Below are 22,950 nucleotides of genomic sequence, written 5' to 3'. Positions count from 1 at the left end.
TTCATTGCCCTCGCCCCGCCATGCGCAGCGCCAAACCGATGGCGAAGCCCAATAAGACAAGGCCGCAGGCAAAGTCCAACCCGCGCCGGCCGCGTGGCCCCAGCCTCAGCAAAAGCGCGCCGCCGCCATAGGACAGCAGCAGCCACCACATGGCCGAACCGCAAAACACGCCCGCCACGATTTCCAGTTGCCGCGCGGCGTCAAGGCGCAAACCGCCGGACAAAGCGGCGGCGACCGCGGCGAAAGACAATATCGTCATCGGGTTGCCCAGCGTTAGCAACAAGGCGCTGAGGTAGGCCTTGCCCAGATGCCGTTCCGCGTCATCCCGTCCTTCTGCGGCGGGCCGGCGCAAGGTGGCGATGCCAAGCCAAGCCAGCAGCAGGCAAGCCGCCCACCCCAGCGGCCGGGCCAAGGCTCCGGCGAGCTGCATGGCGAAACCGCTTCCCCATGCGCCAGAGAGCGCGAACAAACCATCGGCGCTCGCCGCGCCCAGGCCGGTGGCCAGCCCCAGCCGCGGACCGCCGCGCAGGGTGCGGCTGATGCACAGCAAACCTATCGGTCCCACCGGCGCCGCGATGGCGATGCCTATCCAAGCCGCCTGCCAAAACATTGCCGCCTCCTTTCGTATTTGCGATGCTGCTAGGGGCTGTTGACGTTTGGTGGGCGGTCGCGCCGGGATGCGTTTTACGACGAATCGAGGCGTTTCGCGCGCCGCATTTCATTCTCTGCCAGCGCGGAACAACGAAGAGTCGGCGCGAAAAGCGCCCGGCCCTGCGGGTTTGGCGAAGCTCAAATGCGATCCACTCACCAAACGTCAACAGCCCCTAGTCTGCCTGCGCGGAGCGTGGCGGCCCATGAGGTTTTTTCGGCCATCAACCATGCTAACCTTCAAAAACGTCATCAAAAGCGGGAAAGCGTTTACGAATGGAAGTCGATGCCAAATCCTGGGCGATATTGACCGCTCTGCAGGCCAACGCCCGGCAATCGCTGACCGAGCTGGCGCAGGCGGTGGGCCTGTCGGTGCCGGCGGTGTCGGAACGGGTCAAGCGGCTGGAGGAAGCCGGCGTAATCCAGGGCTATCACGCGCGGGTGGCGCCGCTGCGCGCCGGTTACGCGCTGTCGGCGCTGGTGGGCATCACCGTGCCGCAGCCAGACAAGAAAACCCTGCTCGCGCGGCTGGAGGCCATGCCGGAGGTGATGGAATGCCACCATGTGACCGGCGTGGACTCCTACGTATTCAGGCTCTTGGCGCGCGACGTGTCCCATCTGGAAATGCTGGTGGCGCAGCTGAACGACCTGGGCGAAACCCGCACCTCCATCATTCTGTCCACGCCGCTGGCAGAGCGGCCGGTGCGGCCGCCGCGCTGAGCGGCCTTAGCCTGCCTGGCGGCAGGCCTTGTCCGGCGCTTGGTATGCGCGGCTGACATCCAGCGGCGCGGCGTACGGCGAAGACCAGGTTTGGTCGTGCAAGGCGGCGATGCGTTGCGCCATCGCCTCGTTGCGCAGCACCACTTCCAGATTGCGCGATTTGTCCATATAGCCGCCGCTCCAGTTGCTGGTGCCCACCCAGGCGATCTTGCCGTCTATCGCCATGGTTTTGCTGTGGATGACGCGGGCGAACGGGATGCAGGTGCCATCGCGCGGAATGGCCACCACGCGAACCTCCATGCCGGGCAGCACCACCAGGCTCTTCAAGTAGTCCACGCCCGGCTTTTCCAGATTCCAGTCCGACACCATCAGCTTGACCTTGACGCCGCGCGCCAGCGCGCCGCGGATGGCGTTGTCGAACATCGGATAGTAACTGCGCGGCTTGCCGAAGCTGAGCGGCGCGTAATCCAGCAGCTGGATGCGCACCTCGCGCTTCGCCTCCGCCATCAGCCGCGGCAGCGCTTCTTCGGAATCGCCGACGCCGTCCGGATTGTAGGCGTTGGGGCTGGCCAGCAGCGCCGCGGGCTGCGACAAGTCAGCAGCTTGCTCCGCCGTCCGCAGCGGCTTGACCTTTCCGCCGGCGGCAAGCGTCGCCTGCGCCGCCCAATCCTGCTCGAAGATGGCCTGCATGCGGCCGGCCATCGCCGCGTCATCGACTTTGAGCCCGGTTTCATGGATATGCTGCAGCGAGCGCCAGTCGAAGTTCTGGCTGCCGACATAAGCGGACTGCCCGTCCACCACGATGAACTTGGCGTGGATGATGCCGTTGCCGGTCAGCTGGTTGTAGTCCAGCTGGCGGTATTCCAGATTGGGGATGCGCTTCAGCCGTTCTATGGTGGAGGCTTCGCTGGCGAACATGCCCTTCTTTTCCATCAGAAAGCGGATCTTCACGCCGCGGCGGCCGGCGGCGTCCAGATGATCGATCACCTGATCCAGCTTGCCGCCATCGTGCCCGGCCACATAGAACTGTTCCAACACAATTTCGCGCTTGGCAGCGTCGAACAAATGGCTCCACACCGTGGCCGGGTCGCGCAGATCGGGTGTATCCAGATGCGCATGTTGCGGCGCGGTATGCACCAGTTCGAAACCGGAAATGGAGAAATCGGCGCGGGCCAGCGAGGCTGCCATGGCCAGGGCCAGCGGCCACCAGCGTTTGGACATGAGGGCTTCCTTCGGAAAATCTCAGATCATGACATGGCCATGTTAAGCGAGTATGTACCCGACATGAAAAAAGGCTGCCCCCAAAGGCAGCCATCAAGACAGACCCGCTGCGGCCTGTTAACGAAGCGAAAGCAGCGCCAGCACCCGGTAGCGGCTGATGCCCAGCAGCGCCGGCACCAGTTGCTGCAGATGGTTGAAATCGGCGGTTTGGTTGAGCCGGGCATTGAAGTCGCTGACGAAACCGCTGGCCCAGCTTTGCTCTTCCGTGCGCGACAGCTGGCTGATCGATTGCCGGGCCTCGGCGATGGCGCCGTCAATCGCCGAATGCGTTTGCTGCAGCCGGGCGATGGCGCGCAGCACGTCCTGCAAGGCCAGGCGCACCTGGGCGTGATCGTCCGTCCGCCAGCGCGAGGCATCGATCGCAGGAGCCTCGGCCTCCAGCGCCAGCGGCTGCGGCACGCCGCCTGGGAAACGCACACCCCCGCCGCGCACGGTCAGCGCGCCTTGCAGGCTGTCCCAGTCCCGCTCGCTGCAGCTGAAGCCCAGCCGCCCATAGTCATCGAGTTCGCAACGCACGCCGGCCGGCCCCAAAGCCTGGTTCAAGCCGCGCAATGCCTCGTCTCGCCGGATGCCCTCGCCGACGCGCACCGCGGCGGGTGCCCCGCCGCCGACCGAAAAAACCAGCGTTTCCGGCTGGCCGGAGGTCAGGCTGTCCAAGTCCAGTCCGCGCGCGACGAAACGCTGCCGCGCCGGCGCGCCCAGCGACAGGCGCAGCTGGCTGTCCAGGCTGCCGGCGCTGTCATTCCGGCGGCGCTGCCATGCCTGGCCTAATGCGTCGCGCTGGGCATTCAAGCCTTCAGTATCCAGACGGCGCTGCGTCAGTTGCTGGCTCAGGCTGTCCTTGAAGCCTTGCAGCTGGCTCAGCATGTCTTCCACGTAGTCCAGCGCGCACTGCGCCGACGTCAGCTGTTCGTTCAGCTGGGTGCTGTAGCGCCAACCGGAAGCCCCGCCCGTCTGCGGACGGGCGCTGGCCAAGGCGGCGCGGGAAGCGACGACGCCGTTGCGCGCGGCGGCCGCGATCGGCGCGCCGTCCTTGCTCCAGCGCTTGTCAGCCGGCGAATGGGAAATGGAACCGAGTGTGGCGGGCATGGCGTCAGATCACATTGAACAGCGTCAGCTGGCTGACCTTGCCGTAGGCTTTCTGACTGGCCTGCAGCGCCATCGACAACTGACCCATATTCATATACGCGGTGCCGTAGTCCAGACCGCCCAGCTCCAGCAGGCTCTGTTGATTGGCCAGGCTCAGGCTATTGTGGTTGCCGTCCAGGGTCTGCAGCACGTTCTGCGCGCCGCCCAGCTCGGAAATGCTGCCGCTGACGCTGGACAAGGCGCTGTCCACGCTGTCCATGGTGGCGCGCACGGCCGCGCCCACCGCCGGGTCCTTGCTGTCCAGCGTCGGGCTTTGCAGCGTGGCGATCGCCTTGTCCAATTGGTTGAGCAGCGCCGGCATGGACTCCAGCGTGACGTTGGATGCCTGGGTGACGCCCTCGCCCACCGTGACCTGCTGGCGATCGGTGTTGCCGCTGAAGCTGTAGCGGCTGCCGGCTGCCTGGCTGGCGTCGAATTTGATGGCCGCGCTGTTGACGGCGCTGCCGGAGAACAAATAACGCCCCTCGCTGTCCTTGGTGTTGGCGGCGAACAGGATGCTGTCGCGCAGGCTGACCAAGGGCGACGCCATCGCCTTCAGGTCTTCGGCCGGCGCGGGATTGGCCGCCGCCACCAGGATGTCGCGCGCGTCGCGCAGATTGGCGCTGATGCCGCCCAGCAGCGTTTCATTCTGGCTGAGCCGGGACTTCAGCGCGCCGATATTGTCGCGGTACTGGGACAACGCAGCCTCTTCGCGCTGCAGCCGCAGCAGGCGCACGCTGGCGATCGGGTTTTCCGACGGCGCCAGCATGCTCTTGCCGCTGGACATCTTCTGCAGAAGCTCGGCCATGCCGGAACTGCTGTTCTGCATGGCCAGCAGCACGACGGACTGGTACTGGTTGCTGGAGATACGCATTCTCGTCCTTACAGGATGGCCAAGGTGCTTTCGAACAGCTGGTTCGCCACCGAAATCACCTTCATATTGGCCTGGTACATCTTCTGGAATTCGATCAAGCTCACCGCTTCTTCGTCGCCGTTGACGCCGGACGTGCCCTGCCAGTTTTTTTCCGACTCGGCGCGTATCACATTGGCGGTGTCCAGGCCAGATTTGTTCTGCTGGCTGGCGATGGCCAGGTGGCCGATCATCTGCGAGTACGCGTCGCCCAGCGTCACCTGGCCAATGCCGGACAAGGCGAAGCGCTGCTGCCGGATCGCCAGGATCTGCTGCAGATTGTCGTTGTTGCCGGGCTTGGCCGGATCGGCGGAAAAGCCCAGATCCGCCGCGCCGATGCCGGTGGTTTGCAACAAGCCGTGCGCCGCGCCGGGGTCGAACTGGAACAGCGGCTTGCCGCTCTGGCCATTCATGTCGTAGCCCTTGGCCAGCTGGCCGTTGACGCGGCCGGCCAGTTCGCCGGCCAGCACTCGCACCTGGTCCTGCGCCGGCCGCAATACCTGGACCTCGAACTGGTTGAGTCCGCCCAGCTGGCCGCCCAGATCGCCGCCGGGCATGGCGTATTTCTCGGTGCCGAAGGCCAGCTTCAGCTGCTGGCTGCCATCCGGCTGCGCCTCGCTGGACAGGGCGGCGGCGCTGTCGCCGGACACCAGCGGCAGGCCGTTGGTCAACGAAATGGACTTTCCGCCGTCCGGCTGCGCCACGACCCGCACTTCCACCAGGGACGCCAGCGCGTCGATCTGCCGGTCGCGCTCGTCCTCCAGGCCGGAGGTATTGATGCCCTGCGCCCGCGCCGCGATCAGTTTCTGGTTCAGCGTCGCCAGATTGGCGGTGGCGCTGTTGATCTGGGTTAGCGTGGCGGAGCGTTGTTCGGCGATGGCCGCCTGCTGCGAGGTCAGCACGCCGTACAGATTGTTGAAGCGCTGCGCCAGCGAACCGGCTTCCCGCACCACCTGGTCGCGCATGGTATTGGAATCCAGGCTGGCGGCGTTGAGCGCGGCGAAGAACTTGTCGAAGCCGGCGGACAGGCTGCTGCCGTCGCTACCCATCACCTTTTCCAGCTGGCTGAAGTAAGGCTGGGCGGCAGACAGGGCGCCGACATGGGAGCCGGCCTGCCATTGCTGTAGATTCTTGTAGTCGTCGCTGAAGCGGCGCACGCTGGCCACCGACACGCCATAGCCGGCGCTATTGGGATCGCCAAGTCCCGGCGTTTGCGTGGCCAGTACCACGCCCTGGCGCGAGTAGCCGGGCGTCTGCTGGTTGGCGATGTTCTGGCTGGCCGTATTGAGCGCGACCTGGGCGGCCTGCGCGCCGGTCAGCGCGTTATCGATCATGCGCATCGTGGGCGGTCATCACTTGGAAAGTGGAAACATCGGCGCGGAGAAAGCCGCCAAACCCTGGCCGGCGTCGCGCCCCTGCTGCAGACTGGCGACGGCCTGGTCCGGGTTCTTAAGGGGAATATTCCCGTCAGCCGGCAGCAGCTGCGCCAGGATCAGGTTGGCGATCCCGAAAGCGCGCTTGCCGGCCAGCTGGTCCGCCAGCGCGCCGTCGGCGATGTCCAGCATGTCGTCGTTGACGGACTTGGCGAACACGCTGTCCTCGCCGGCCACTTCGCGCGTGGTCTTGCGCATCTGCTTGAACATCTCGCGCACGAACTGCGCCTCGAACATCTCGGCGGCTTTTTCGGCTTTCTTGCGGTATTCCGGGCTGGCCGGCGAGACAGGCTGCTCGGCTCCGCCTTGCGCCGACGGGTTTTGCAAGTCATTGTTCAGCATCGCAGACTCTCCATAGAAACTGTTCATAGTATTTGCTTGCCATAGAGGCATGCCTGGTCCGCAAGCCATGCGTCTTCGTCGCGCCCAGTCCCTTCAAGCCCGCCCTCGCGAAGCGGATTCACAAGCTGCAAACGCGAGCTTTTATATCACCACCAACTCGCCATCTATCGCCCCGGCCTGATCCAGCGCCTGCAGGATGGCCATCACGTCGTCCGGCGTGGCGCCGGTGCGGTTGACGGTATCGATGATGGCGCGCAGGCTGGCGCCGGCCGGCCACTTGAACATGCGTCCCTGGCCTTGCTCCACCTGCACGCTGGAATTGGGCACCACCTTGGTGTCGCCGTTGCTGAACGGCCCGGGCTGGCTGACCTGGGACGACTCGGAGATCACCACGCGCAAGCTGCCGTGCGATACCGCAGCCGGCCGCACGGTGACGCCCTCGCTGATCACCACGGTGCCGGTGCGCGAATTGAACACCACTCGCGGAATCTCCTGGCCCACGTCCACATTGAGTTTTTCCAGCCGCGCGACGAAGGCCACGCGCTCGGTCGGGTCCTGCGGCGCCCGCACTTCTATGGTGGTGGCATTGCGGGTGCTGGCGATCTTGCCGTAGCTGCGGTTGATGGTTTTCACCACATTGGTGGCGGTTTCGAAGCTAGGGCGGCGCAGGCTGAGCCGCACCGAATCGCCCTGTTCGAAATCGCTGGGAATCTCGCGCTCTATGCTGGCGCCGTTGGGAATGCGGCCGGCGGTGGGCGTGTTGACGGTGACGCTGGAGCCGCTCTTGCCCTGCGCCGACAGGCCGCCGACCACCACGCTGCCCTGGGCCAGGGCGTACACCTCGCCGTTGGCCGCCTTCAGCTGCGTCAACAGCAAGGTGCCGCCGCGCAGGCTCTTGGCGTCGCCCAGCGACGACACCGTCACGTCTATGGTCTGGCCGCGGCTGTAGCCGGGCGGCAGACTGGCGCTGACCATCACCGCCGCCACGTTCTTGACGCGGGTGTCGGTCTTTTCCGGCATTTTCAAGCCGAACTGCTTCAGCATATTGGCCACGGACTGGCCGGAGAACTTCACCTGCGAGTTGTCGCCGGTGCCGTCCAGGCCCACCACGATGCCGTAGCCTATCAATTGGTTGTCGCGTATGCCTTCCACATTGACCAGTTGGCGCAGCGGCTGGGCGGCGGCGGCAAGCGACAACGCCGCCAGGCTGGCGGCGACGATCAGGCGCTTCAAAAGTGTCAATCTCATCGATAGCCCTAGAACGGCATCAGCGGACTGGTGAAGAACTTCATCAGCCAGCCGGGATTATTGGCGTCGGCCAGCGCGCCGCTGCCGGAATAGCCGATGCGGGCGTTGGCGATGCGCAGCGAGGACACGCGGTTGTCGGTGTCGATGTCCTCCACCCGCACATAGCCGGCCAGCTGCAAAGACTCCTCGCCCTGGTTCAGCGTCAGCTGCTTCTCGCCCTTGACCTGCAGCAGGCCATTCGGCAGCACCTTATGCACCACCACGGTCAGCGAGCCGGCCAGCGCGTTCTGCTGGGTGGAGGTGGACGAGCCGTTGAAATTGCGATTGGCGTCTATGCCCACCTGGGCGTTGAAGGTGGTGTTGCCGATCAGCGACGGGCCGATCTTGGCGCCGGATTGTTTGCCGAAAGTGGTGCCGGCCTGCTTGCTGGCCTGGGTGGTTTCTTCCAGCACCACGGTCAGGATGTCGCCGGGGCGGAAAGCGCGGTTATCCGAGATCAGCGACAGCGTGCCGCCTGCGGTGAACACGCCGCCGCCGCGCGGCGCCTCGGCGGACTGCCGCACCAGCTCGGGCAGCGGATCCGGCGGCGGCGGCGCCGGCTGGAACTGGGCGCAGCCGGCCAGCAGCAGCGCGGCGAGCGCAAATGGGCTGAGCCGGCTCATCGCACCGACTGGCCCAGTTGCTGCAGCATATTGTCGGCCGCGCTCAACACCTTGGTGTTCATTTCATAAGTGCGCTGCGCCGCGATCATGTCCACCATTTCCTCCACCACCTGCACATTGGAGCCTTCCAGGCTGCCCTGCTTCAGCTTGCCCAGCGCATCGGCGCCGGGGTTGCCGGTGGTGGCATTGCCGCTGGCGGCGGTTTCCTGGAACAGATTGTCGCCCAGCGCCAACAAGCCGGTAGGGTTGACGAAGTTGGCCAGCGTGATCTGGCCGACGTCGGTGGGCGTGGTGGCGCTGCCCTCGGTCACCGACACCACGCCGGTTTCGCTGATGGAAATCTTGGTGGCGGTGGCCGGAATCTTGATTTCCGGCTCCAGCGGCAGGCCCTGGGCGTTGACCACCAGGCCGTCCGCGTTCAGCTGCAGCTCGCCGGCGCGGGTGTAGCCGGTTTCGCCGTTGCTCATCTTCACCTGCAGAAAACCCTGGCCGACGATGGCCACGTCCAGCGTCTGGTTGGTGGTGGTCAGGTTGCCTTCGGTGAACACCTTCTGGCTGCCCACCAAGCGCGTGCCGTTGCCCAGCTGCACGCCGGACGGCGACAGATTGTTGTCGTCCACCTTGCTGCCTGGCTGGCGGTCCACTTGGTAGAACATGTCCTCGAACACCATGCGGTCGCGTTTGAAGCCTTTGGTGTTGACGTTGGCCAGGTTGTTGGCAATGGCGGTCAGGCGCGCGTCCTGCGCCTGGATGCCGGTTTTGCTGATCCACAGTGCCGGGTTCATCGAACTCTCCTATCAGCCGCGCAGCAGGCGGTTGCCCGCCTCGTTCATGTCGCTGGCGGCGTTGAACAGCTTCATTTGCATTTCGAAATTGCGGTTGAGCGTCATGGTGGCCACCATTTCCTCCACCGCGGACACATTGCTGCGTTCCAGATGGCCGCTTTGCACCGTGACGCTGTCGTCGGCCGGGAACGGCGCGCCCTGCCGCGGCACGATCAAGCCGTCGGCGCTCTTGGCCAGCTCGCGCGCATCGGGCTTGACCAGCTTCAGTTTGTCCACCGGCTGCATCTCGGCATCGCCGGGATTCAGCACCGACACGGTGCCGTCGGCGGCGACGCTGACCTTCAGATAGCCTTCCGGCAGGCGGATCGCCCCGCCGTCGCCCAGCACCGGATGGCCGTTGACGCTGAGCGTGCCGTCGGCGCCGGCCACCATGCCGCCGGCGCGGGTGTAGGCCTCGCTGCCGTCCGGCGCGGCGATGGCGAGGAAGCCATCGCCCTGCAGCGCCACGTCCAGATCGCGGCCGGTTTCCACCACCGTGCCGTTGCGGGTGTCCAGCGCGGTCGGCGCGTTCTGGCTCAGCAGCCGGGCGTCGTAGCCGTAGCCCGGCACCGCCTGGCTGACGGCGGTGTCGATGTCGGCGCGGAAGCCGCCGGTTTCGGCGTTGGCCAGATTGTTGGCATGAATTTGCTGCGATTTGAGCAAGCGGCCCGCGCCGCTCATCGCGGTGTAGATCAGCGCGTCCATCGCCTTACACCGCCTGCATCAGCGCCTGCATCACCTGGTTTTCGGTGGAGATCACCTTGGTGTTGGCCTGATAGTTGCGTTGCGCGGTCATCAGCGTCACCAGCTCCGAGGTGACGTCGACATTGGATTGCTCCAGCGAGCTGGTGGCCAGCTTGCCGGCCATGCTGCTGCCGGCGGTGGACAACAGGGCCGCGCCGGATTCGGCGGTTTCTTGCCAGCTGGTCTGCGACGAAGCGGCCAGCGCGTTCTCGTTGGCGAAATTGGCGATGGCCAGTTGCGCGATCACTTGCTTCTGGTCATTGCTGTAGCTGACGATCACCTCGCCGTGCTCGCCCAGGCTGACGCCGGTGCGCGCGCCAGGCGGATAGCCGGTGGCGGCGTTGCGGCTGGTGCTGGCCTCGCCGGCAAACTGGGTGGTGCCGCTGTAATCGACGGCCAGCTTCAGCGGCGAAGCGCTGGCCGGCGTGCCCAGGTCCAGTGCCACCGCGGCCGCCGGCTGGGTCAGCTTGCCGTTGCTGTCGAATTTGAGATCGGTGCTTGCCGTCAGGTCTTTGCCGTCCAGCGCGTAGTGCACGGTAACGGTGCTGTCCGAGCTCTTGCAGAAGTACTGGGTCAGATTGTGCTTGTTGCCCAGGGAGTCATAGACAGTGGACACGCTGGAGTGGTTGAAGCTCTGGGGCTTGCCTTTATCGAACGGGATGGTCTGCGTCGCCCAGCCGGCCGACATATTGCCGGTGTACTGCAGCGCGTCGCTGGCCTTGGCCGGAATATTGCCCGTGGGGATCTGGATGTCGCCCAGCGCCCCCAGCGCCGGACTGTCCGGCGAGCGGGCGAAACCCTGGATGCGTCCCTTGTTGGCGTCGATCAGATAGCCATCCTTGTCGGTATCGAAAATGCCGACGCGGCTGTAGCTGACCGTGCCGGCCGCGCTCTTGGAAACGAAGAAACCGCGGCCGTCGATGGCGGCGTCCAGCGCGCGGCCGGTATTCACCAGGCCGCCGTTGCGGCCGATGTTCTGGCTGTTGCCGCGGCTATCGACGCCCATGGCCTGGCTGCCTGCATAGGCGGAGGCGAAGGTCACGCGGCCGGACTTGAAGCCGTAAGTGGCGGAGTTGGCGATATTGTCGCTGATGCTGCCGAGCTGATCGTTGACGGCGTGGATGCCGGACAGGGCGATTTCGAAACTCATAGGACTCTCCGAACAGGACTTTAAGCGGAAGCGCCGGGCAGACCCAGCAGGGCGGAAACGGAGGACGACGGGAATTCCCCCAAGCCGGCCAGCGACAATACCGGTTCGCCGCCGTTGACCGGCAGGCGCACGCCGTTGACGTTGGCCTTCAGTTCCAGCAAGCCGGCGCTGCCGGAAGCGGTGGCCAGCTCCAGCTGATAATCGCCGGCCGCCAGGCCATGATCGGCCAGCTTGATCTGGAAGTCGCTGGCGCCGGCGGCGCGCTTGCCCAGCTCGATGCGGGTGCGCCGGCCGGCGGCGTCGGTCAGGATCAAAGTATTGGCCTCCTCCGCGCCGGACAGGGTCAAGCGGCCGGACAGGGCGGTCTGGCCGTCGCTGCGGAAGCGGTCGGTCTGCACCAGCACCGGCTTGCCCACCTGCGCGCCCAGCGCCAGTCCTTGCAGCTCGCGCAGCATGCCGCTCTGGCTTTGCAGCAGCTTGACCATGTCCTGAGTCGACTGCACTTGGTTCATCTGCGCCAACTGGCTGACGAACTGCGACGGATCGGCCGGGTCCAGCGGACTCTGGTTGCGGATCTGCGCCAGCAACAAGGTCATGAACATGTCCTGGGTATCATTCTTCTTGCCGGCGGCCGGCGCCACTTGCGGCGCGGCGGACGAGGCCTGGCCGCCCGGGGACTGTTGCGACGACTGCGTCTGATTCACGCTCATGCGTTGTCTCCCAGCTTCAGCAGGTCCTGCTGCATGGTTTTCACTCGCGCCAGCACTTCGACATTGGTCTGGAAGGCGCGGCTGGCGGACAGCATGTCGGTCATTTCTTCCACTGAGTTGACGTTGCTGTAGTAGACATTGCCGTCGGCGTCGGCCAGCGGATTGCCCGGCTCGTGGGCCTTGCGCACCGGCTCCGGGTTATGCACCACATCCAGCACCTGCACGCCGACGCCCTCGCCCATCATCTGGCTGGAGAACACCGGCTTGCGGCCGTGATAGGCCGCCTGCTCGTTGCCGGCAGCGGCATCGGCGTTGGCCAGGTTGCTGGCCACCGTATTCAGGCGCACCGTTTGCGCGGTCATCGCCGAGCCGGCAATGCGCGAGATATCGCGAAATGACATGGCCTATTGCCCCGCAATGACTTTGGCCAGCCCGTGCAGCTTCATATTGATGAAGGTGAGGCTGGTCTGGAATTCGGAAACGTTTTGGGAGAATTCGGCCTGTTCCACGCCCAGCTCGACGGTATTGCCGTCGCGGGACGGGTGATTGGGCAGCCGGTACAGCAGATCGCCGCCTTCATCCAGCGCCAATGGGGAGTCGGCGCCGGCCGATGCCAGCGCCGCCTTGAAATCGATATCGCGCGCCTGATAACCCGGGGTGTTTTCGTTGGCGATATTGGACGCCAACACCCGGGTCCGCTCCGCCCGCAGCCGCAAGGCCTCGGGATGGATGCTCAGGGCCTTGTCCAGATGTAAGCCCATTGCCTTGACCCTATCAGTTCACTACCATGTTCAAGCTATTCGCTACAAATAGCCCTTTAATTGGAAAGCGATACTAATAAGTGAATCCAGCATCGTATACGCAACAATTACCAAGCAATTCCGAATGGCAAAATTCACGACTCAAGCCTTGACGCTGCTCGCCCTCGTCATGCCTCAAACCATACCGGCCGCCGCAGGACCGGACGCCGCCATCCGGCAACAGGCGGAAGCCCGGATTAATCAGCGTCTGCAGGAGGCAGGACTGGAAGCCAGCGGCACGCAGTTGCAATTGCTGCCGCCGCGCGACATGCCCGCCTGCTCCGCGCCCTGGCAGGCAGAGGCAGCCGATACGCGCGCCTTCAGCCGCATGCGCTTCGCTCTGGCATGCCCGGGCATGGGCTGGCGCGGCACTGCCATCGTCCGCGCCGCGGTGTCCGCGCGCGTCGCCGTCGCCGCCCGCGACCTGCGCGCCGGCGAAATGCTGCAAGCGGAAGACATCGCCTGGGAAGAACGCCCGATTGCCGACCCAGCCGATCTGTTCGGCCCCGCCGCGCCGCCGCAAGGCCTGCAGGTCCGCTCGACGCTCAGCGCCGGCCAGCCGCTGCGACGCCGGCAACTGCAGGCGCCGCAACTGGTGAAACGCGGCGCCGGCCTGCGCATCGTAGCGCGGCAGGACGGCATCGAAGTGACCGTGGCCGGCGAGGCCCTGGCCAACGGCCGGCAGGGCGAGATCATCCCGGTGCGCAACCTCAGCAGCGGCAAGACCATCCGTGCCCGCGTCAGCGCGGACGGCGAGGTCGATCCGCTGGAGTGAGGCGCGCCGGAGCGCGACGCATCCAGCACTATGGCTTGTCAACCACACTGCAGGGGGCCAGATCGCGCGCAGATGCTCCCTTGCCCTGCCTGGGCGCGCTCCCAAGCGGCTTCAAGCGCCATCTTGGCATCGAACGCATGCCACCGGCCGGCCTCATGCCCTATCCCGTCTCCGTGATTAGCTAAGCGCAATCTTTCATTTCACATACCCGATTCGCATTGATACATTTTGCATATCAGATTATGTATTTTGTATCCAAAAATGCCTTCCATTACGCCGACCTCCTTCCCCGTTTTCCGCTGTCGCAGCCTGTCCGGCTAAAACCAAGACTCGCCGGACAGGCGCACCCGTATACCTCAAACCGATAACAAAGAAAGCCTCATCCATGATGAAACACACCCTGCTGCTGGCCGGGCTGGGCGCCGCTTTGCCTTTTTCCGCTCTCGCCGCCGACTCATCCGCGCCCGACAACACCCTGGAACGCGTCACCATCACCGGCAGCAATATCCGCGCCAGCGTCAAAGCCAAGGCCAATCCGGTCCAGGTGATCACCGCCGCCGACATCGCCAAAAGCGGCAAAGCCGACCTCCCGGACGTGCTGCGCTCGCTGGCGGTGAACAGCGGCAACAGCTTCAACGAACAAGTCACCGGCAGCTTCTCCGCCGGCACCGCCGGCGTTTCGCTGCGCGGCCTGGGCCAGCGCAACACGCTGGTGCTGGTCAATGGCAAGCGGGTTTCCAATTACGCCACCGCGCAGGAGTTGCAGGAAACCTTTGTCGACTTGAATGCGCTGCCGCTGAAAGCCGTCAAGCGCATCGAGATTCTGAAGGACGGCGCCTCGGCCATTTACGGATCGGACGCCATCGCAGGCGTGGTCAACATCATTCTTTACCCCGACTACCAGGGCGCCGAGGCCGGCGTGGAGTTCAGCCGCGACAGCAGCACCGGCCAGAACCAACAAAAGTTCAACCTGCTGGCCGGCAAGGGCGATCTGGAGCAAGACGGCTACAACGTCTGGTTCGCTTTCGATTCGCAAAAGCGCGGCCGCTTGGACCAGACCGACGTGTCCTGGCTGAAAGACAACGATTTTCGCGGCCTGCCCGGCGGCTCGCTGAACTGGGCGGTCACCAACTACTATGGATCGGATCCGACCAATCGCTTCCCCAAGGCCGTCGGCCCGCTGCAGGATACCGACTACTCGACCCTGAACCCGGCAAAGAGCGGCCGCGTCTGGGCCTACAACCCGGCGCAGTACACCACGCTGATGCCGGCCATCGAGCGCTATCACGCCGCCCTGCACGGCAGCTACAGGCTGAACGCCACAGCCGAGGCCTATGCCGAATTCCTGTACGGCGCCAGCCACGCCAGCGCCATCTTCGCCGGTCCGCTGCCGCTCACCAGCTCGCTGCGCGCCTGGGACGCCGCCGATCAGAAACTGGTGCCGATCAGCACCACGCTGCCGGTCGGCCATCCCGACAATCCCAACGCCGCGCCTACGCCGTTCAGCACCGTGCTGTTCGGGCAGGGCGAGCGCGACAAGACCGACAGCACCTCCTTCCGCCGCCTGCTGGCCGGCGTCAAGGGCAGCGGAGATAAATGGGATTGGGATGTCTCCGGCCTGTATTCCGACAGCCGGCTGCGCGAATACGCCTACAACTTCGTCAACCGCTACGCCTATGAAGCCCTGCTGCAGAACGGCGGCTACAGCTTCACCGATCCCTCGAAAAACAGCGAAGCGGTCAAGGACAGCCTGCGCATCAATACCTTGCGCCCGGCTTACTACCGGGTGATGAGCCTGGACGCCACCGCCAGCACCGAACTAGGCCGGCTGCCGGCGGGACCGATCGGCTTTGCCGCCGGCTACCAGCTGCGGCGCGAAGTCATGAACGCCGGCACCTCCTGGCAAGTGCTGAGCGGCACCGAGCTGCGTCCGGCGCTGGACCTGATCGACGGCTCGCGCCTGATCCAGGCGGCCTACTCGGAACTGAATGTGCCGCTGCTGAAGAACCTGTCGCTGAGCGCCGCCGCCCGCGCCGACCACTACAGCGATTTCGGCAACGCCTTCTCGCCCAAGCTGGGCCTGCGCTATCAGCCGCTGGAAAGCCTGACGCTGCGCGGCTCGGTGTCCAAAGGTTTTCGCGCGCCCTCGCTGCCGGAAATCACCCAGAGCACCGCAGTCAGCTACAGCAGCGCCCAGGACCCATTCGACCCGGTGACGCCAGGGCGTTCGGTATCGTTCACCCACCTGGTGGTGGCCAATCCGGCCATCAAGCCGGAGCGCTCGAACAACCTGAACCTGGGCTTTGTCTTTTCCCCGACCGCCAGCACAAGCATAGGCGTCGACTACTATCGCATCCGCCAAAAAGACGTCATCGGGCTGGAGGACCCCGAAACGTTGATCCGCAATCCGCAGGCCTATCCTGGCCAAGTGGTGCGCGACAGCCAGGGCCGCTTGCAATCGATCTCCCAGAAATTCATCAACCTGAGTTCGCAAAGCACTTCCGGCTTTGACCTCGAGCTGTCGCAAAGCTGGAAATTCGCGCCCGGCAAGCTTACGCTGGCCGCGCAATGGACCCGGCTGCTGTCGTTCAGCAAGCCGCTGCAGCAAAACAGCCCGCAGGTAGAAGGCGCCGGCAGCAATGTCCACGGCGCGCTGCCGCGCTGGAAGGGCCAGACCTCGGCCAACTGGGAGGCCCGCGACTGGAGCGGCACGCTGACCTGGTTCCATACCAATGGCTATACCCAGGCCACCCGCGACGACGACAATGATCAGGCCTGGGTCAAGGGTTCCGACACCTTCAACCTCAGCGCCAGCTACAAAGGCTTCAAACGGCTGACGCTGACCGCCGCGGTGGACAACCTGACCAATAAGCGCCCGCCATGGGATGCCCACAGCGGCGTCTACTTCGACTCCAGCCAATACGACCCTACCGGCCGCACTTTCATACTGGGCGCGCAATACAAGCTGGACTGACTCTCGTGCCCATTGGCCGTCCGGCCCGATCAGAAGCGCCCGCCCTAGCGGTAATGCCGTTCACTTAAGAGAAAAGCACCGTCTCCATGCATGGGAAACGGTGCTTTTTTTGTGGATTCCTGTGCTCTCAAGGCCAGAAAAGTCGCCCGAAAATCCTTAAGTGAACGGCATTACCGCCCTAGCGGGCGCTTTTGCCATGGCATGACGCATCATAACGATCCGTATTTCTACTAATATTGACTGTGCCGTCACGTCCCAATGCATCCCTCGCCGGTCCCTGCGCGAAGGTTGCATGGCTTTTCAAGGAGCACGCCATGTCATTTTTCAACCGCGGCCTCTCCCGCGAACTCGACGCCGTCCGCCTGGAGCTTGAGCAAGCCCGCAGCCGTCTCGCGGCCATCGATCGCTCTATGGCGGTGATCGAATTTGCAGCCGATGGCACTATCCGCCATGCCAATGAACACTTTCTGCGGGCGATGGGTTACCAGATGCAGGACATCGCCGGACAGCACCACCGCATTTTCTGCCCCCAGGCTTACGCGGCCAGCCCGGCTTATCGCGATTTCTGGCACAAGCTGGGACAGGGAGAATTCCAATCCGGCCGCGTGCGCAGACTGCGCAAGGACGGATCGGAAATCTGGCTGGAAGCCAATTACACGCCGATTCGCGATCAATCCGGGCGGGTTACCGGCGTGATCAAGGTGGCGATCGACATCACGGCCCAAGTGCGCGCGGAGCAGGACAGCTTGGCTTTGCGCCAGGCGATAGACCACTCGATGGCGCGCATCGAATTCGATCTGGACGGCAATATCCTCGACGCCAACGATAACTTTCTGAAGGTTTTCGGCTATTCTCGCGGCGAAGTGATAGGCAAACACCACCGCATGCTGTGCGAGGCAAGCTACGCCGCCAGTCCGGAATACGGCAAATTGTGGCAACAGCTTAGGCAGGGACACTTTATGGAGGGCCAGTTCCGCCGCCTGCGCAAGAACGGCGACACGGTGTGGCTTCAGGCCACCTACAATCCGGTGCTGGACCCGGACGGCCGTCCGGTGCGGGTGGTGAAGTTCGCCAGCGACATCAGCGAGCAGATGCTGCGGTTGCGGCAACAGGCCGAAAACGCGCAAAGCGCGGTAGAAGCCTCGCAGAACACCGAGCAACTGTCGATTCAAGGGACATCGGTGCTGGAACAGGCTGCCAGCGAAATCAACCGGGTGGCAGGCAGCGTGGAAACCTCGTCCAGCATTCTGGCCAAACTGGGCGACAGCTCCAGCCAGATCGGCAGCATCGTGGACACCATCAGCGACATCGCCGACCAGACCAACCTCTTGGCGCTGAACGCGGCGATAGAGGCGGCGCGCGCCGGCGAAATGGGCCGCGGCTTCGCCGTGGTGGCGGATGAGGTAAGAAAGCTGGCGGAACGCACCAGCCAGTCCACCGGGGAGATTTCCGGCATCGTCAAGAGCATTCAGGACGACTCGCGCTCGGCGATCGAGGCGATGCAACAGATGCAGACGCTGGCCGACAACAGCCTGCAGCTGGCCGACCAAGCGCGCGGCGCGATTCAGGAAATCCGCAGCGGCGCGCGCGATGTGGTGCAAGTCGTGCGCGAGGTGTCGGAACTGCTGCAGCAAAGCTGAGCCGGGCGCCGTCCGCCGGACGGCGCAAACCGGCATCACAAGCAGGTCTGCGGCTTAGTAGCCCAAGCCCATCGCCGCGCGCACCTCGCCCATGGTCTCGCGCGCCACCTTCTCGGCGCGGGCATTGCCGTCGGCCAGGATTTCCGTGACCAGCTTGGGATTGGCCAGGTATTTCTCGGCGCGCTCGAACATCGGCTGCTGCTCGCGCACGACGGCGTCGATCACCGGCTGCTTGCAATCCAGACAGCCGATGCCGGCGCTGGTACAGCCGGCCTTGACCCACTCCTTGGTTGCGCCGTCGCTGTACACCTCGTGCAGCTGCCACACCGGGCACTTGGACGGAGTGCCGGGATCGGTGCGGCGCACGCGCGCCGGATCGGTCGGCATGCCGCGGATCTTCTTGCTCACCGTCTCCGGCGCTTCGCGCATGGTGATGGTGTTGCCGTAAGACTTGGACATCTTCTGGCCGTCCAGGCCCGGCATTTTGGAGGCGGCGGTCAGCTTGGCCTCGCACTCGGACAGGATGCTCTTGCCCTTGTTTTCCAGCCAGCCATACAGACGCTCGCGGTCGGCGCTGCCCAGGTTCTGGCTGGCGGCCAGGATATCGCGCGCCTGCGCCAGGGCCTCCACCTCGCCGTCCTGCAGATAGCGGTTGCGCAACTGCTCGAACAGCTTGCCGGTCTTGCCGATTTTCTTGACGGCGGCGCGGGCCAGCTCTTCGAAATTGGGCTCGCGACCGAACATATGGTTGAAGCGGCGCGCCACTTCGCGCGTCAGCTCGATGTGCGGCACCTGGTCCTCGCCCACCGGCACCAGCCCGGCCTTGTACACCAGGATGTCCGCCGCCTGCAGCAGCGGGTAGCCGAGGAAGCCGTAGGTGGTCAGGTCCTTGTGGCTCAGCTTCTCTAGCTGGTCCTTGTAGGTGGGCACCCGCTCCAGCCAACCCAGGGGCGTCACCATGGACAGCGCCAGGTGCAGCTCGGCATGCTGCGGCACTTTGGACTGCACGAAGATGGTGGCGGTTTCCGGATCGACGCCGGAAGCCAGCCAGTCGATCACCATTTCGTTGATCGATTTGCCGATGATGGAAACGTCGTCGAAATTGGTCGTCAGCGCGTGCCAGTCGGCCACCATGAAGAAGCATTCGTGATGATGCTGCAGTTCCACCCAGTTCTTGATCACGCCATGGTAGTGACCAAGGTGCAGGCTGCCGGTGGGGCGCATGCCGGAAAGGATGCGGTTGGCGGACATATTATTGTGCTCTCGATTGGCCGCGGGAAAGCAAAAGCCGCCGGCACCATCCGGCGGCCTGGCCCGCGCAGGGTTCTAGAAAAACAGTTGCAGCAGATGATACATCAACTGGTAAAACGGTTGCAGAATGGTGCCCAGCAAACCGGTGGCGATCAGCAGCAACAGTATCCACATGCCGTAACGCTCGGTCTGGGAATACTTCCAGGCCGTGCCAGGCGGCAGCAGGCTCTCCACGATGCGGCCGCCGTCCAGCGGCAGAATCGGCAGCAGGTTGAGCAGCATCAGCGAGATATTGATGGCGATGCCGGCCTTGCTCATCAGCATCAAAGGCTCGGTGTAGGCATTGTCGGTATGCAGCGCCAGCTTCAGCAGCAGCGTCCAGCCTATGGTCATGGCGAAATTGGCGGCCGGCCCGGCTGCGGCCACCCAGCGGCTGTGCTGGCGCGGCTTGCGCAGCGCGCCGAAGTTCACCGGCACCGGCTTGGCCCAGCCGAACACGAAACCGCCCATCCACACCGTCAGCAGCGGCAGCAACACCGTGCCCACCGGGTCGATGTGTTTCAGCGGGTTCAGCGTCATCCGGCCCATCATATAAGCCGTGCTGTCGCCAAAACGGCGAGCCGCATACGCGTGCGCCGCCTCATGCATGGTGATCGCCAGCAGCACCGGCAAGGCATAAATGGCGACACGCTGCACCATCAGGTCGAGATCCATCCCCACTCCTTGTCTATCCGGCCGCGCGTGCGCGGCCTGTTCATTGGCTTAACGGCGCTCACAGCGCCGCGCCGACTATCAGCATTACGATGGCCTGCACTAGCGGCAACAGCACCTTGCCCAGAATGCCGCTGAACATCAACAGCAGCAGTATCCAGAAGCTGTAGCGCTCCACCTTGGAGAACTGCCATGCGGCGCGCGCCGGCAGCAAGGCCTGCGCAATGATGCCGCCCGGCAGCGGCGGTAGCGGGATCAAAGTGAAGATCATCAGCGCCACATTGACCTTGATGCCTATCAGCGCCATCAGTTGCAGCGGCTCGCCGAAGTAGACCGACAGATGGTCGGCTGCCAACGCCACGCCGGCCCACAGCAACGCCATCGCCAGATTGGCCAGCGGCGTCACTGCCGCCACCTTGGCCAGCGCGCTGCGCGGCTTGCGCATGGCGCCGGGATTGAATTGCAGCGACTTGGGCCAGCCCATGATGAAGCCGCCCATGGCCACGCCGGCCAACGGCAACGCGATGGAGCCGATGGGGTCAATGTGGGCCAGCGGGCTGAAGGTTCGGCGGCCGGTCATGTAGGCGGTGCGGTCGCCCAGATAATCCGCCATGAAAGCCTGGGCGCCGGCCGGAATGGTGATGGCGAACAGGATGGGAAGAATGGACACCGCCAGTTGTTGAATCAGGGACAGGGACTGCATGATTTCCTATTGCAATGGGGTTACAGACCAAACGGCGCCAGCGGACCCTTGCCCTGGCGCACCAGCTCCATGCCGTCGGTCATGTCGATCACGGTGGTCGGCTCGGTGCCGCACCAGCCGCCGTCTATCACCGCGTCCACCGCATGCTCCAGCCGCTCGCGGATTTCGTACGGATCGGACAGCGGTTCGGCGTCGCCGGGCAGCAGCAGCGTACAGGACAATATGGGTTCGCCCAGCTCTTCCAGCAAGGCCAGCGCCACTTTATGGTCCGGCACTCTCAGGCCTATGGTTGAGCGCTTGGGGTGCAGCGTGCGGCGCGGCACCTCGCGCGTGGCCTGCAGGATGAAGGTATAGCTGCCCGGGGTGGTGGACTTCAGCACGCGGAACTGGCCGTTGTCCACTTTGGCGTAATTGGCCAGTTCGGACAGATCGTGGCACACCAGCGTCATCATGCGCTGCTTGAGGTCCACGCCGCGAATATCAAGGATGCGCTCCAGCGCGGCCTTGTCGCCCAGCATGCAGCCCAGCGCGTAACAGGAGTCGGTGGGATAGACGATCACCCCGCCTTCGCGCAGGATCTTCACCGCCTCGCGGATCAGCCTGGCCTGCGGATTGTCGGGGTGAATGATAAAAAACTGAGCCATGTTTACCGTCGCTTCAAAGCCGTGTTTCAGTACGGCTGTTGCTATTGATCAGATAATCGCTCTGCACCAGCCCGCTGGCAAAAGCGCGAGTGGACTGATGTTGCAACGCCACCTCGCGCCCGAAGCTGCCAAACAGGGGAATGCCGCCGCCCAAAAGGATAGGCACCCGGCTGATGATGACGCGGTTCAACACCCTCGCCGCCAAAAAAGACGTGACCAAGCGTCCGCCATCAACATACACGCAGCGCGCCCCATCTGCTGCAAGCCTTGCCACCAGCTCAGCCGGCGCGTCAGCGCTCACCGTCACCTTGTCGCGCAGCGCCGCTGGCAAGTCAGCCTCGCTCAAGCTGGAGCTGGCCACCACGACTTTCACGCCAGGATATGGCCACTCGGCAAAGCCCATCACTTTGGCGAACGTGCCGCGCCCCATCACCAGCGCATCCACCGTCTCCATAAAAGCGCTATAGCCATAATCCTCGCCCTCAACGGCCACCTGGTTCAGCCACTCCAAGCCGCCATCTTCCCGAGCAATATAACCATCCAGACTGGTAGCCATATACGCTACGCAACAGACGTCACCATGAACGCTTTTCATATCATCCCTCTTGAGTTCCGGGGCTACGCCCGGATAACGCGCGCATCCAGCTCGCGCCAGATCGGCCGGCAGATAGGCGGCAAATCCTCGGTGTGGCCGACGTCGCGGCCACCCTCGCCCGGCGCGTGGAAATCGCTGCCGCTGCTGGCGAACAACTCGTGCCGGTCCGCGTGCAGCGCGAATTTGTGCATATCGTCCAGGCTATGGCTGCCGCTGGCCACTTCTATGCCCTGCCCGCCTGCGGCCTTGAAGTCCAGGATCAGCCGTTCGATCAGGGTGCGGCCCATGTCGTAGCGGCCGGGATGGGCGATGGCCGCCATGCCGCCGGCGCCGACGATCCAGCTGACGGCGTCTTCCAGGCTGGCCCATTCGTGGGCCACGTAGCCCGGCTTGCCCGGCGTCAGATACTTGCGAAACACGGTGCGCACGTCCTTGACCGCCCCGCAATCGACCAAGTGGCGAGCGAAGTGGGTGCGGCTGATCATTTCCGGATTGTCGCACCAGCGCATGGCACCCTCGAAACAACCGGCGATGCCGGCCGCGGCCAGCGAGTCAGCCATCTGCCGCGCCCGCTCCAGCCGCCCGTGGCGTATGCTTTGCAGTCCGGCTGCCAACGCGGCGTTTTCGGGATCGACGCCCAGCCCGACGATATGCACAGTATGGCGGCCCCAGCTCACCGAAATTTCGACGCCGTTCAAAAAGCCTATGCAATGCCTGGCCGCAGCCGCGGCGGCCTCGGCCAAGCCGCCGGTGCAATCGTGGTCGGTCAGCGCCAGCAGCGCCGGCTGGCGCAAGGCGGCGCGGTCTATCACCTCGGTCGGCGTCAGCGCGCCGTCCGAGGTGCGGGAATGGAAATGCAGGTCAATGCCGGCCATCGTATTCTCCTTCTCCCTGCGGTGCGGCCTGCCGCCGCTCCCAAGCCGCAAGCCGGACGCGGTATTCGCGCAGCGCCTGCTGATGCAGGTCCAGGATGCACGGCTCGCAGCCGCTGCCGCAGCACATGTCGTCGCTGACCTCGAACGGCGGCTCCGGCCTGATGTCAGCCGGGTCGATCATG

Annotated in this window: 25 protein-coding genes and 1 pseudogene; 5 read left to right on the top strand and 21 right to left on the bottom strand. The window is 64.5% G+C overall.

Annotated elements, in window-relative coordinates:
• Position 1 precedes the first annotated feature (1 nt).
• A complete protein-coding gene (locus BI343_RS09385) occupies positions 2-610 on the bottom strand; it encodes a LysE family translocator (protein WP_071109507.1) in 609 nt (202 codons plus the stop codon).
• A gap of 314 nt (positions 611-924) precedes the next feature.
• On the opposite strand from BI343_RS09385, the gene BI343_RS09380 reads away from it, so the two are divergent.
• Positions 925-1,368, top strand: coding sequence for an Lrp/AsnC family transcriptional regulator (locus BI343_RS09380; RefSeq protein WP_043626360.1), 444 nt, complete (start codon positions 925-927; stop codon positions 1,366-1,368).
• Positions 1,369-1,374: 6 nt separating this feature from the next.
• On the opposite strand, the gene BI343_RS09375 is transcribed toward BI343_RS09380, so the two are convergent.
• From BI343_RS09375 to flgB, 13 genes are all read right to left on the bottom strand, one after another.
• Positions 1,375-2,589: a phospholipase D-like domain-containing protein gene (locus BI343_RS09375; RefSeq protein ID WP_071109506.1), complete on the bottom strand. Its 1,215-nt coding sequence runs from the start codon at positions 2,587-2,589 to the stop codon at positions 1,375-1,377.
• Positions 2,590-2,706: 117 nt separating this feature from the next.
• On the bottom strand, positions 2,707-3,738 hold the full coding sequence (locus tag BI343_RS09370) for a hypothetical protein (RefSeq protein ID WP_071109505.1): 1,032 nt from the start codon (positions 3,736-3,738) through the stop codon (positions 2,707-2,709).
• A 4-nt stretch (positions 3,739-3,742) separates the two neighbouring features.
• Positions 3,743-4,651 (bottom strand): flagellar hook-associated protein FlgL, encoded by a 909-nt coding sequence (gene flgL, locus BI343_RS09365; protein WP_071109504.1) that lies wholly within the window; start codon positions 4,649-4,651, stop codon positions 3,743-3,745.
• A gap of 8 nt (positions 4,652-4,659) precedes the next feature.
• Positions 4,660-6,027: a flagellar hook-associated protein FlgK gene (flgK, locus tag BI343_RS09360; RefSeq protein ID WP_071109503.1), complete on the bottom strand. Its 1,368-nt coding sequence runs from the start codon at positions 6,025-6,027 to the stop codon at positions 4,660-4,662.
• Between the two features lie 12 nt (positions 6,028-6,039).
• Entirely contained in the window at positions 6,040-6,462 is a 423-nt protein-coding gene (locus BI343_RS09355; RefSeq protein WP_071109502.1) for a rod-binding protein, read from the bottom strand.
• A 141-nt stretch (positions 6,463-6,603) separates the two neighbouring features.
• Positions 6,604-7,710, bottom strand: a complete 1,107-nt coding sequence (locus BI343_RS09350) for a flagellar basal body P-ring protein FlgI (protein ID WP_071109501.1) — start codon at positions 7,708-7,710, stop codon at positions 6,604-6,606.
• A gap of 8 nt (positions 7,711-7,718) precedes the next feature.
• Positions 7,719-8,372, bottom strand: a complete 654-nt coding sequence (flgH, locus tag BI343_RS09345) for a flagellar basal body L-ring protein FlgH (protein ID WP_071109500.1) — start codon at positions 8,370-8,372, stop codon at positions 7,719-7,721.
• Complete coding sequence (flgG, locus tag BI343_RS09340; RefSeq protein ID WP_071109499.1) at positions 8,369-9,157, bottom strand: flagellar basal-body rod protein FlgG; 789 nt, start codon at positions 9,155-9,157, stop codon at positions 8,369-8,371. The genes flgH and flgG overlap by 4 nt, the downstream gene beginning before the upstream one ends.
• A 12-nt stretch (positions 9,158-9,169) precedes the next feature.
• Positions 9,170-9,901: a flagellar basal body rod protein FlgF gene (locus BI343_RS09335; protein WP_071109498.1), complete on the bottom strand. Its 732-nt coding sequence runs from the start codon at positions 9,899-9,901 to the stop codon at positions 9,170-9,172.
• Between the two features lie 4 nt (positions 9,902-9,905).
• Positions 9,906-11,090, bottom strand: a complete 1,185-nt coding sequence (locus tag BI343_RS09330; protein ID WP_071109497.1) for a flagellar hook protein FlgE — start codon at positions 11,088-11,090, stop codon at positions 9,906-9,908.
• A 20-nt stretch (positions 11,091-11,110) separates the two neighbouring features.
• Positions 11,111-11,800 (bottom strand): flagellar hook capping FlgD N-terminal domain-containing protein, encoded by a 690-nt coding sequence (locus tag BI343_RS09325; RefSeq protein ID WP_071109496.1) that lies wholly within the window; start codon positions 11,798-11,800, stop codon positions 11,111-11,113.
• Positions 11,797-12,201 (bottom strand): flagellar basal body rod protein FlgC, encoded by a 405-nt coding sequence (gene flgC / locus BI343_RS09320; protein ID WP_043626392.1) that lies wholly within the window; start codon positions 12,199-12,201, stop codon positions 11,797-11,799. Before flgC ends, BI343_RS09325 begins: the two co-directional genes overlap by 4 nt.
• 3 nt (positions 12,202-12,204) lie before the next feature.
• Positions 12,205-12,561 (bottom strand): flagellar basal body rod protein FlgB, encoded by a 357-nt coding sequence (flgB, locus tag BI343_RS09315; protein WP_071109495.1) that lies wholly within the window; start codon positions 12,559-12,561, stop codon positions 12,205-12,207.
• Positions 12,562-12,685: 124 nt separating this feature from the next.
• On the opposite strand from flgB, the gene flgA reads away from it, so the two are divergent.
• The 4 genes and pseudogenes from flgA (at position 12,686) to BI343_RS20730 (ending at position 17,989) form a co-directional block, all read left to right on the top strand.
• Positions 12,686-13,375, top strand: a complete 690-nt coding sequence (gene flgA / locus BI343_RS09310; protein WP_071109494.1) for a flagellar basal body P-ring formation chaperone FlgA — start codon at positions 12,686-12,688, stop codon at positions 13,373-13,375.
• A gap of 385 nt (positions 13,376-13,760) precedes the next feature.
• On the top strand, positions 13,761-16,349 hold the full coding sequence (locus tag BI343_RS09305; protein ID WP_071109493.1) for a TonB-dependent receptor plug domain-containing protein: 2,589 nt from the start codon (positions 13,761-13,763) through the stop codon (positions 16,347-16,349).
• Between the two features lie 314 nt (positions 16,350-16,663).
• Positions 16,664-17,428: pseudogene (locus tag BI343_RS20735) on the top strand (PAS domain-containing protein); the annotation flags it as partial.
• Between the two features lie 12 nt (positions 17,429-17,440).
• Entirely contained in the window at positions 17,441-17,989 is a 549-nt protein-coding gene (locus tag BI343_RS20730) for a methyl-accepting chemotaxis protein (protein WP_390861586.1), read from the top strand.
• Positions 17,990-18,043: 54 nt separating this feature from the next.
• Here BI343_RS20730 and BI343_RS09295 read toward each other — a convergent pair whose 3' ends face one another.
• The 7 genes from BI343_RS09295 to BI343_RS09265 all read right to left on the bottom strand — a co-directional run bounded on the left by BI343_RS09295 (position 18,044) and on the right by BI343_RS09265 (position 22,949).
• Positions 18,044-19,240 carry a tryptophan--tRNA ligase gene (locus BI343_RS09295; RefSeq protein WP_071109491.1) on the bottom strand — a complete coding sequence of 399 codons (1,197 nt, stop codon included), beginning with the start codon at positions 19,238-19,240 and terminating at the stop codon, positions 18,044-18,046.
• A 75-nt stretch (positions 19,241-19,315) separates the two neighbouring features.
• Complete coding sequence (locus BI343_RS09290; protein WP_043626414.1) at positions 19,316-19,954, bottom strand: site-2 protease family protein; 639 nt, start codon at positions 19,952-19,954, stop codon at positions 19,316-19,318.
• A 58-nt stretch (positions 19,955-20,012) separates the two neighbouring features.
• Positions 20,013-20,654 carry a site-2 protease family protein gene (locus BI343_RS09285; protein WP_071109490.1) on the bottom strand — a complete coding sequence of 214 codons (642 nt, stop codon included), beginning with the start codon at positions 20,652-20,654 and terminating at the stop codon, positions 20,013-20,015.
• Positions 20,655-20,674: 20 nt separating this feature from the next.
• Entirely contained in the window at positions 20,675-21,298 is a 624-nt protein-coding gene (locus BI343_RS09280) for an L-threonylcarbamoyladenylate synthase (protein WP_071109489.1), read from the bottom strand.
• A gap of 13 nt (positions 21,299-21,311) precedes the next feature.
• Positions 21,312-21,893 carry a dihydrofolate reductase family protein gene (locus tag BI343_RS09275; RefSeq protein WP_052246842.1) on the bottom strand — a complete coding sequence of 194 codons (582 nt, stop codon included), beginning with the start codon at positions 21,891-21,893 and terminating at the stop codon, positions 21,312-21,314.
• Positions 21,894-21,916: 23 nt separating this feature from the next.
• Positions 21,917-22,768 (bottom strand): 3',5'-nucleoside bisphosphate phosphatase, encoded by an 852-nt coding sequence (locus tag BI343_RS09270; protein ID WP_071109488.1) that lies wholly within the window; start codon positions 22,766-22,768, stop codon positions 21,917-21,919.
• Positions 22,755-22,949, bottom strand: coding sequence for an oxidoreductase-like domain-containing protein (locus BI343_RS09265; protein ID WP_071109487.1), 195 nt, complete (start codon positions 22,947-22,949; stop codon positions 22,755-22,757). The genes BI343_RS09270 and BI343_RS09265 overlap by 14 nt, the downstream gene beginning before the upstream one ends.
• Between the last annotated feature and the right edge of the window lies 1 nt (position 22,950).

The organism is Chromobacterium amazonense (assembly GCF_001855565.1).
Taxonomy (GTDB): domain Bacteria; phylum Pseudomonadota; class Gammaproteobacteria; order Burkholderiales; family Chromobacteriaceae; genus Chromobacterium; species Chromobacterium amazonense.
The sequence above is the reverse complement of the archived record's forward strand: the minus strand, read 5'-3'. Positions and strand labels throughout refer to the sequence as shown.

Bases quoted from the DNA above. Each gene is read 5' to 3' on its own strand.
- BI343_RS09385 (WP_071109507.1), bottom strand. From the start codon at position 610: ATGTTTTGGCAGGCGGCTTGGATAGGCATCGCCATCGCGGCGCCGGTG.
- BI343_RS09380 (WP_043626360.1), top strand. From the start codon at position 925: ATGGAAGTCGATGCCAAATCCTGGGCGATATTGACCGCTCTGCAGGCC.
- BI343_RS09375 (WP_071109506.1), bottom strand. From the start codon at position 2,589: ATGTCCAAACGCTGGTGGCCGCTGGCCCTGGCCATGGCAGCCTCGCTG.
- BI343_RS09370 (WP_071109505.1), bottom strand. From the start codon at position 3,738: ATGCCCGCCACACTCGGTTCCATTTCCCATTCGCCGGCTGACAAGCGC.
- flgL (WP_071109504.1), bottom strand. From the start codon at position 4,651: ATGCGTATCTCCAGCAACCAGTACCAGTCCGTCGTGCTGCTGGCCATG.
- flgK (WP_071109503.1), bottom strand. From the start codon at position 6,027: ATGCGCATGATCGATAACGCGCTGACCGGCGCGCAGGCCGCCCAGGTC.
- BI343_RS09355 (WP_071109502.1), bottom strand. From the start codon at position 6,462: ATGCTGAACAATGACTTGCAAAACCCGTCGGCGCAAGGCGGAGCCGAG.
- BI343_RS09350 (WP_071109501.1), bottom strand. From the start codon at position 7,710: ATGAGATTGACACTTTTGAAGCGCCTGATCGTCGCCGCCAGCCTGGCG.
- flgH (WP_071109500.1), bottom strand. From the start codon at position 8,372: ATGAGCCGGCTCAGCCCATTTGCGCTCGCCGCGCTGCTGCTGGCCGGC.
- flgG (WP_071109499.1), bottom strand. From the start codon at position 9,157: ATGAACCCGGCACTGTGGATCAGCAAAACCGGCATCCAGGCGCAGGAC.
- BI343_RS09335 (WP_071109498.1), bottom strand. From the start codon at position 9,901: ATGGACGCGCTGATCTACACCGCGATGAGCGGCGCGGGCCGCTTGCTC.
- BI343_RS09330 (WP_071109497.1), bottom strand. From the start codon at position 11,090: ATGAGTTTCGAAATCGCCCTGTCCGGCATCCACGCCGTCAACGATCAG.
- BI343_RS09325 (WP_071109496.1), bottom strand. From the start codon at position 11,800: ATGAGCGTGAATCAGACGCAGTCGTCGCAACAGTCCCCGGGCGGCCAG.
- flgC (WP_043626392.1), bottom strand. From the start codon at position 12,201: ATGTCATTTCGCGATATCTCGCGCATTGCCGGCTCGGCGATGACCGCG.
- flgB (WP_071109495.1), bottom strand. From the start codon at position 12,561: ATGGGCTTACATCTGGACAAGGCCCTGAGCATCCATCCCGAGGCCTTG.
- flgA (WP_071109494.1), top strand. From the start codon at position 12,686: ATGGCAAAATTCACGACTCAAGCCTTGACGCTGCTCGCCCTCGTCATG.
- BI343_RS09305 (WP_071109493.1), top strand. From the start codon at position 13,761: ATGATGAAACACACCCTGCTGCTGGCCGGGCTGGGCGCCGCTTTGCCT.
- BI343_RS20730 (WP_390861586.1), top strand. From the start codon at position 17,441: ATGCTGCGGTTGCGGCAACAGGCCGAAAACGCGCAAAGCGCGGTAGAA.
- BI343_RS09295 (WP_071109491.1), bottom strand. From the start codon at position 19,240: ATGTCCGCCAACCGCATCCTTTCCGGCATGCGCCCCACCGGCAGCCTG.
- BI343_RS09290 (WP_043626414.1), bottom strand. From the start codon at position 19,954: ATGGATCTCGACCTGATGGTGCAGCGTGTCGCCATTTATGCCTTGCCG.
- BI343_RS09285 (WP_071109490.1), bottom strand. From the start codon at position 20,654: ATGCAGTCCCTGTCCCTGATTCAACAACTGGCGGTGTCCATTCTTCCC.
- BI343_RS09280 (WP_071109489.1), bottom strand. From the start codon at position 21,298: ATGGCTCAGTTTTTTATCATTCACCCCGACAATCCGCAGGCCAGGCTG.
- BI343_RS09275 (WP_052246842.1), bottom strand. From the start codon at position 21,893: ATGAAAAGCGTTCATGGTGACGTCTGTTGCGTAGCGTATATGGCTACC.
- BI343_RS09270 (WP_071109488.1), bottom strand. From the start codon at position 22,768: ATGGCCGGCATTGACCTGCATTTCCATTCCCGCACCTCGGACGGCGCG.
- BI343_RS09265 (WP_071109487.1), bottom strand. From the start codon at position 22,949: ATGATCGACCCGGCTGACATCAGGCCGGAGCCGCCGTTCGAGGTCAGC.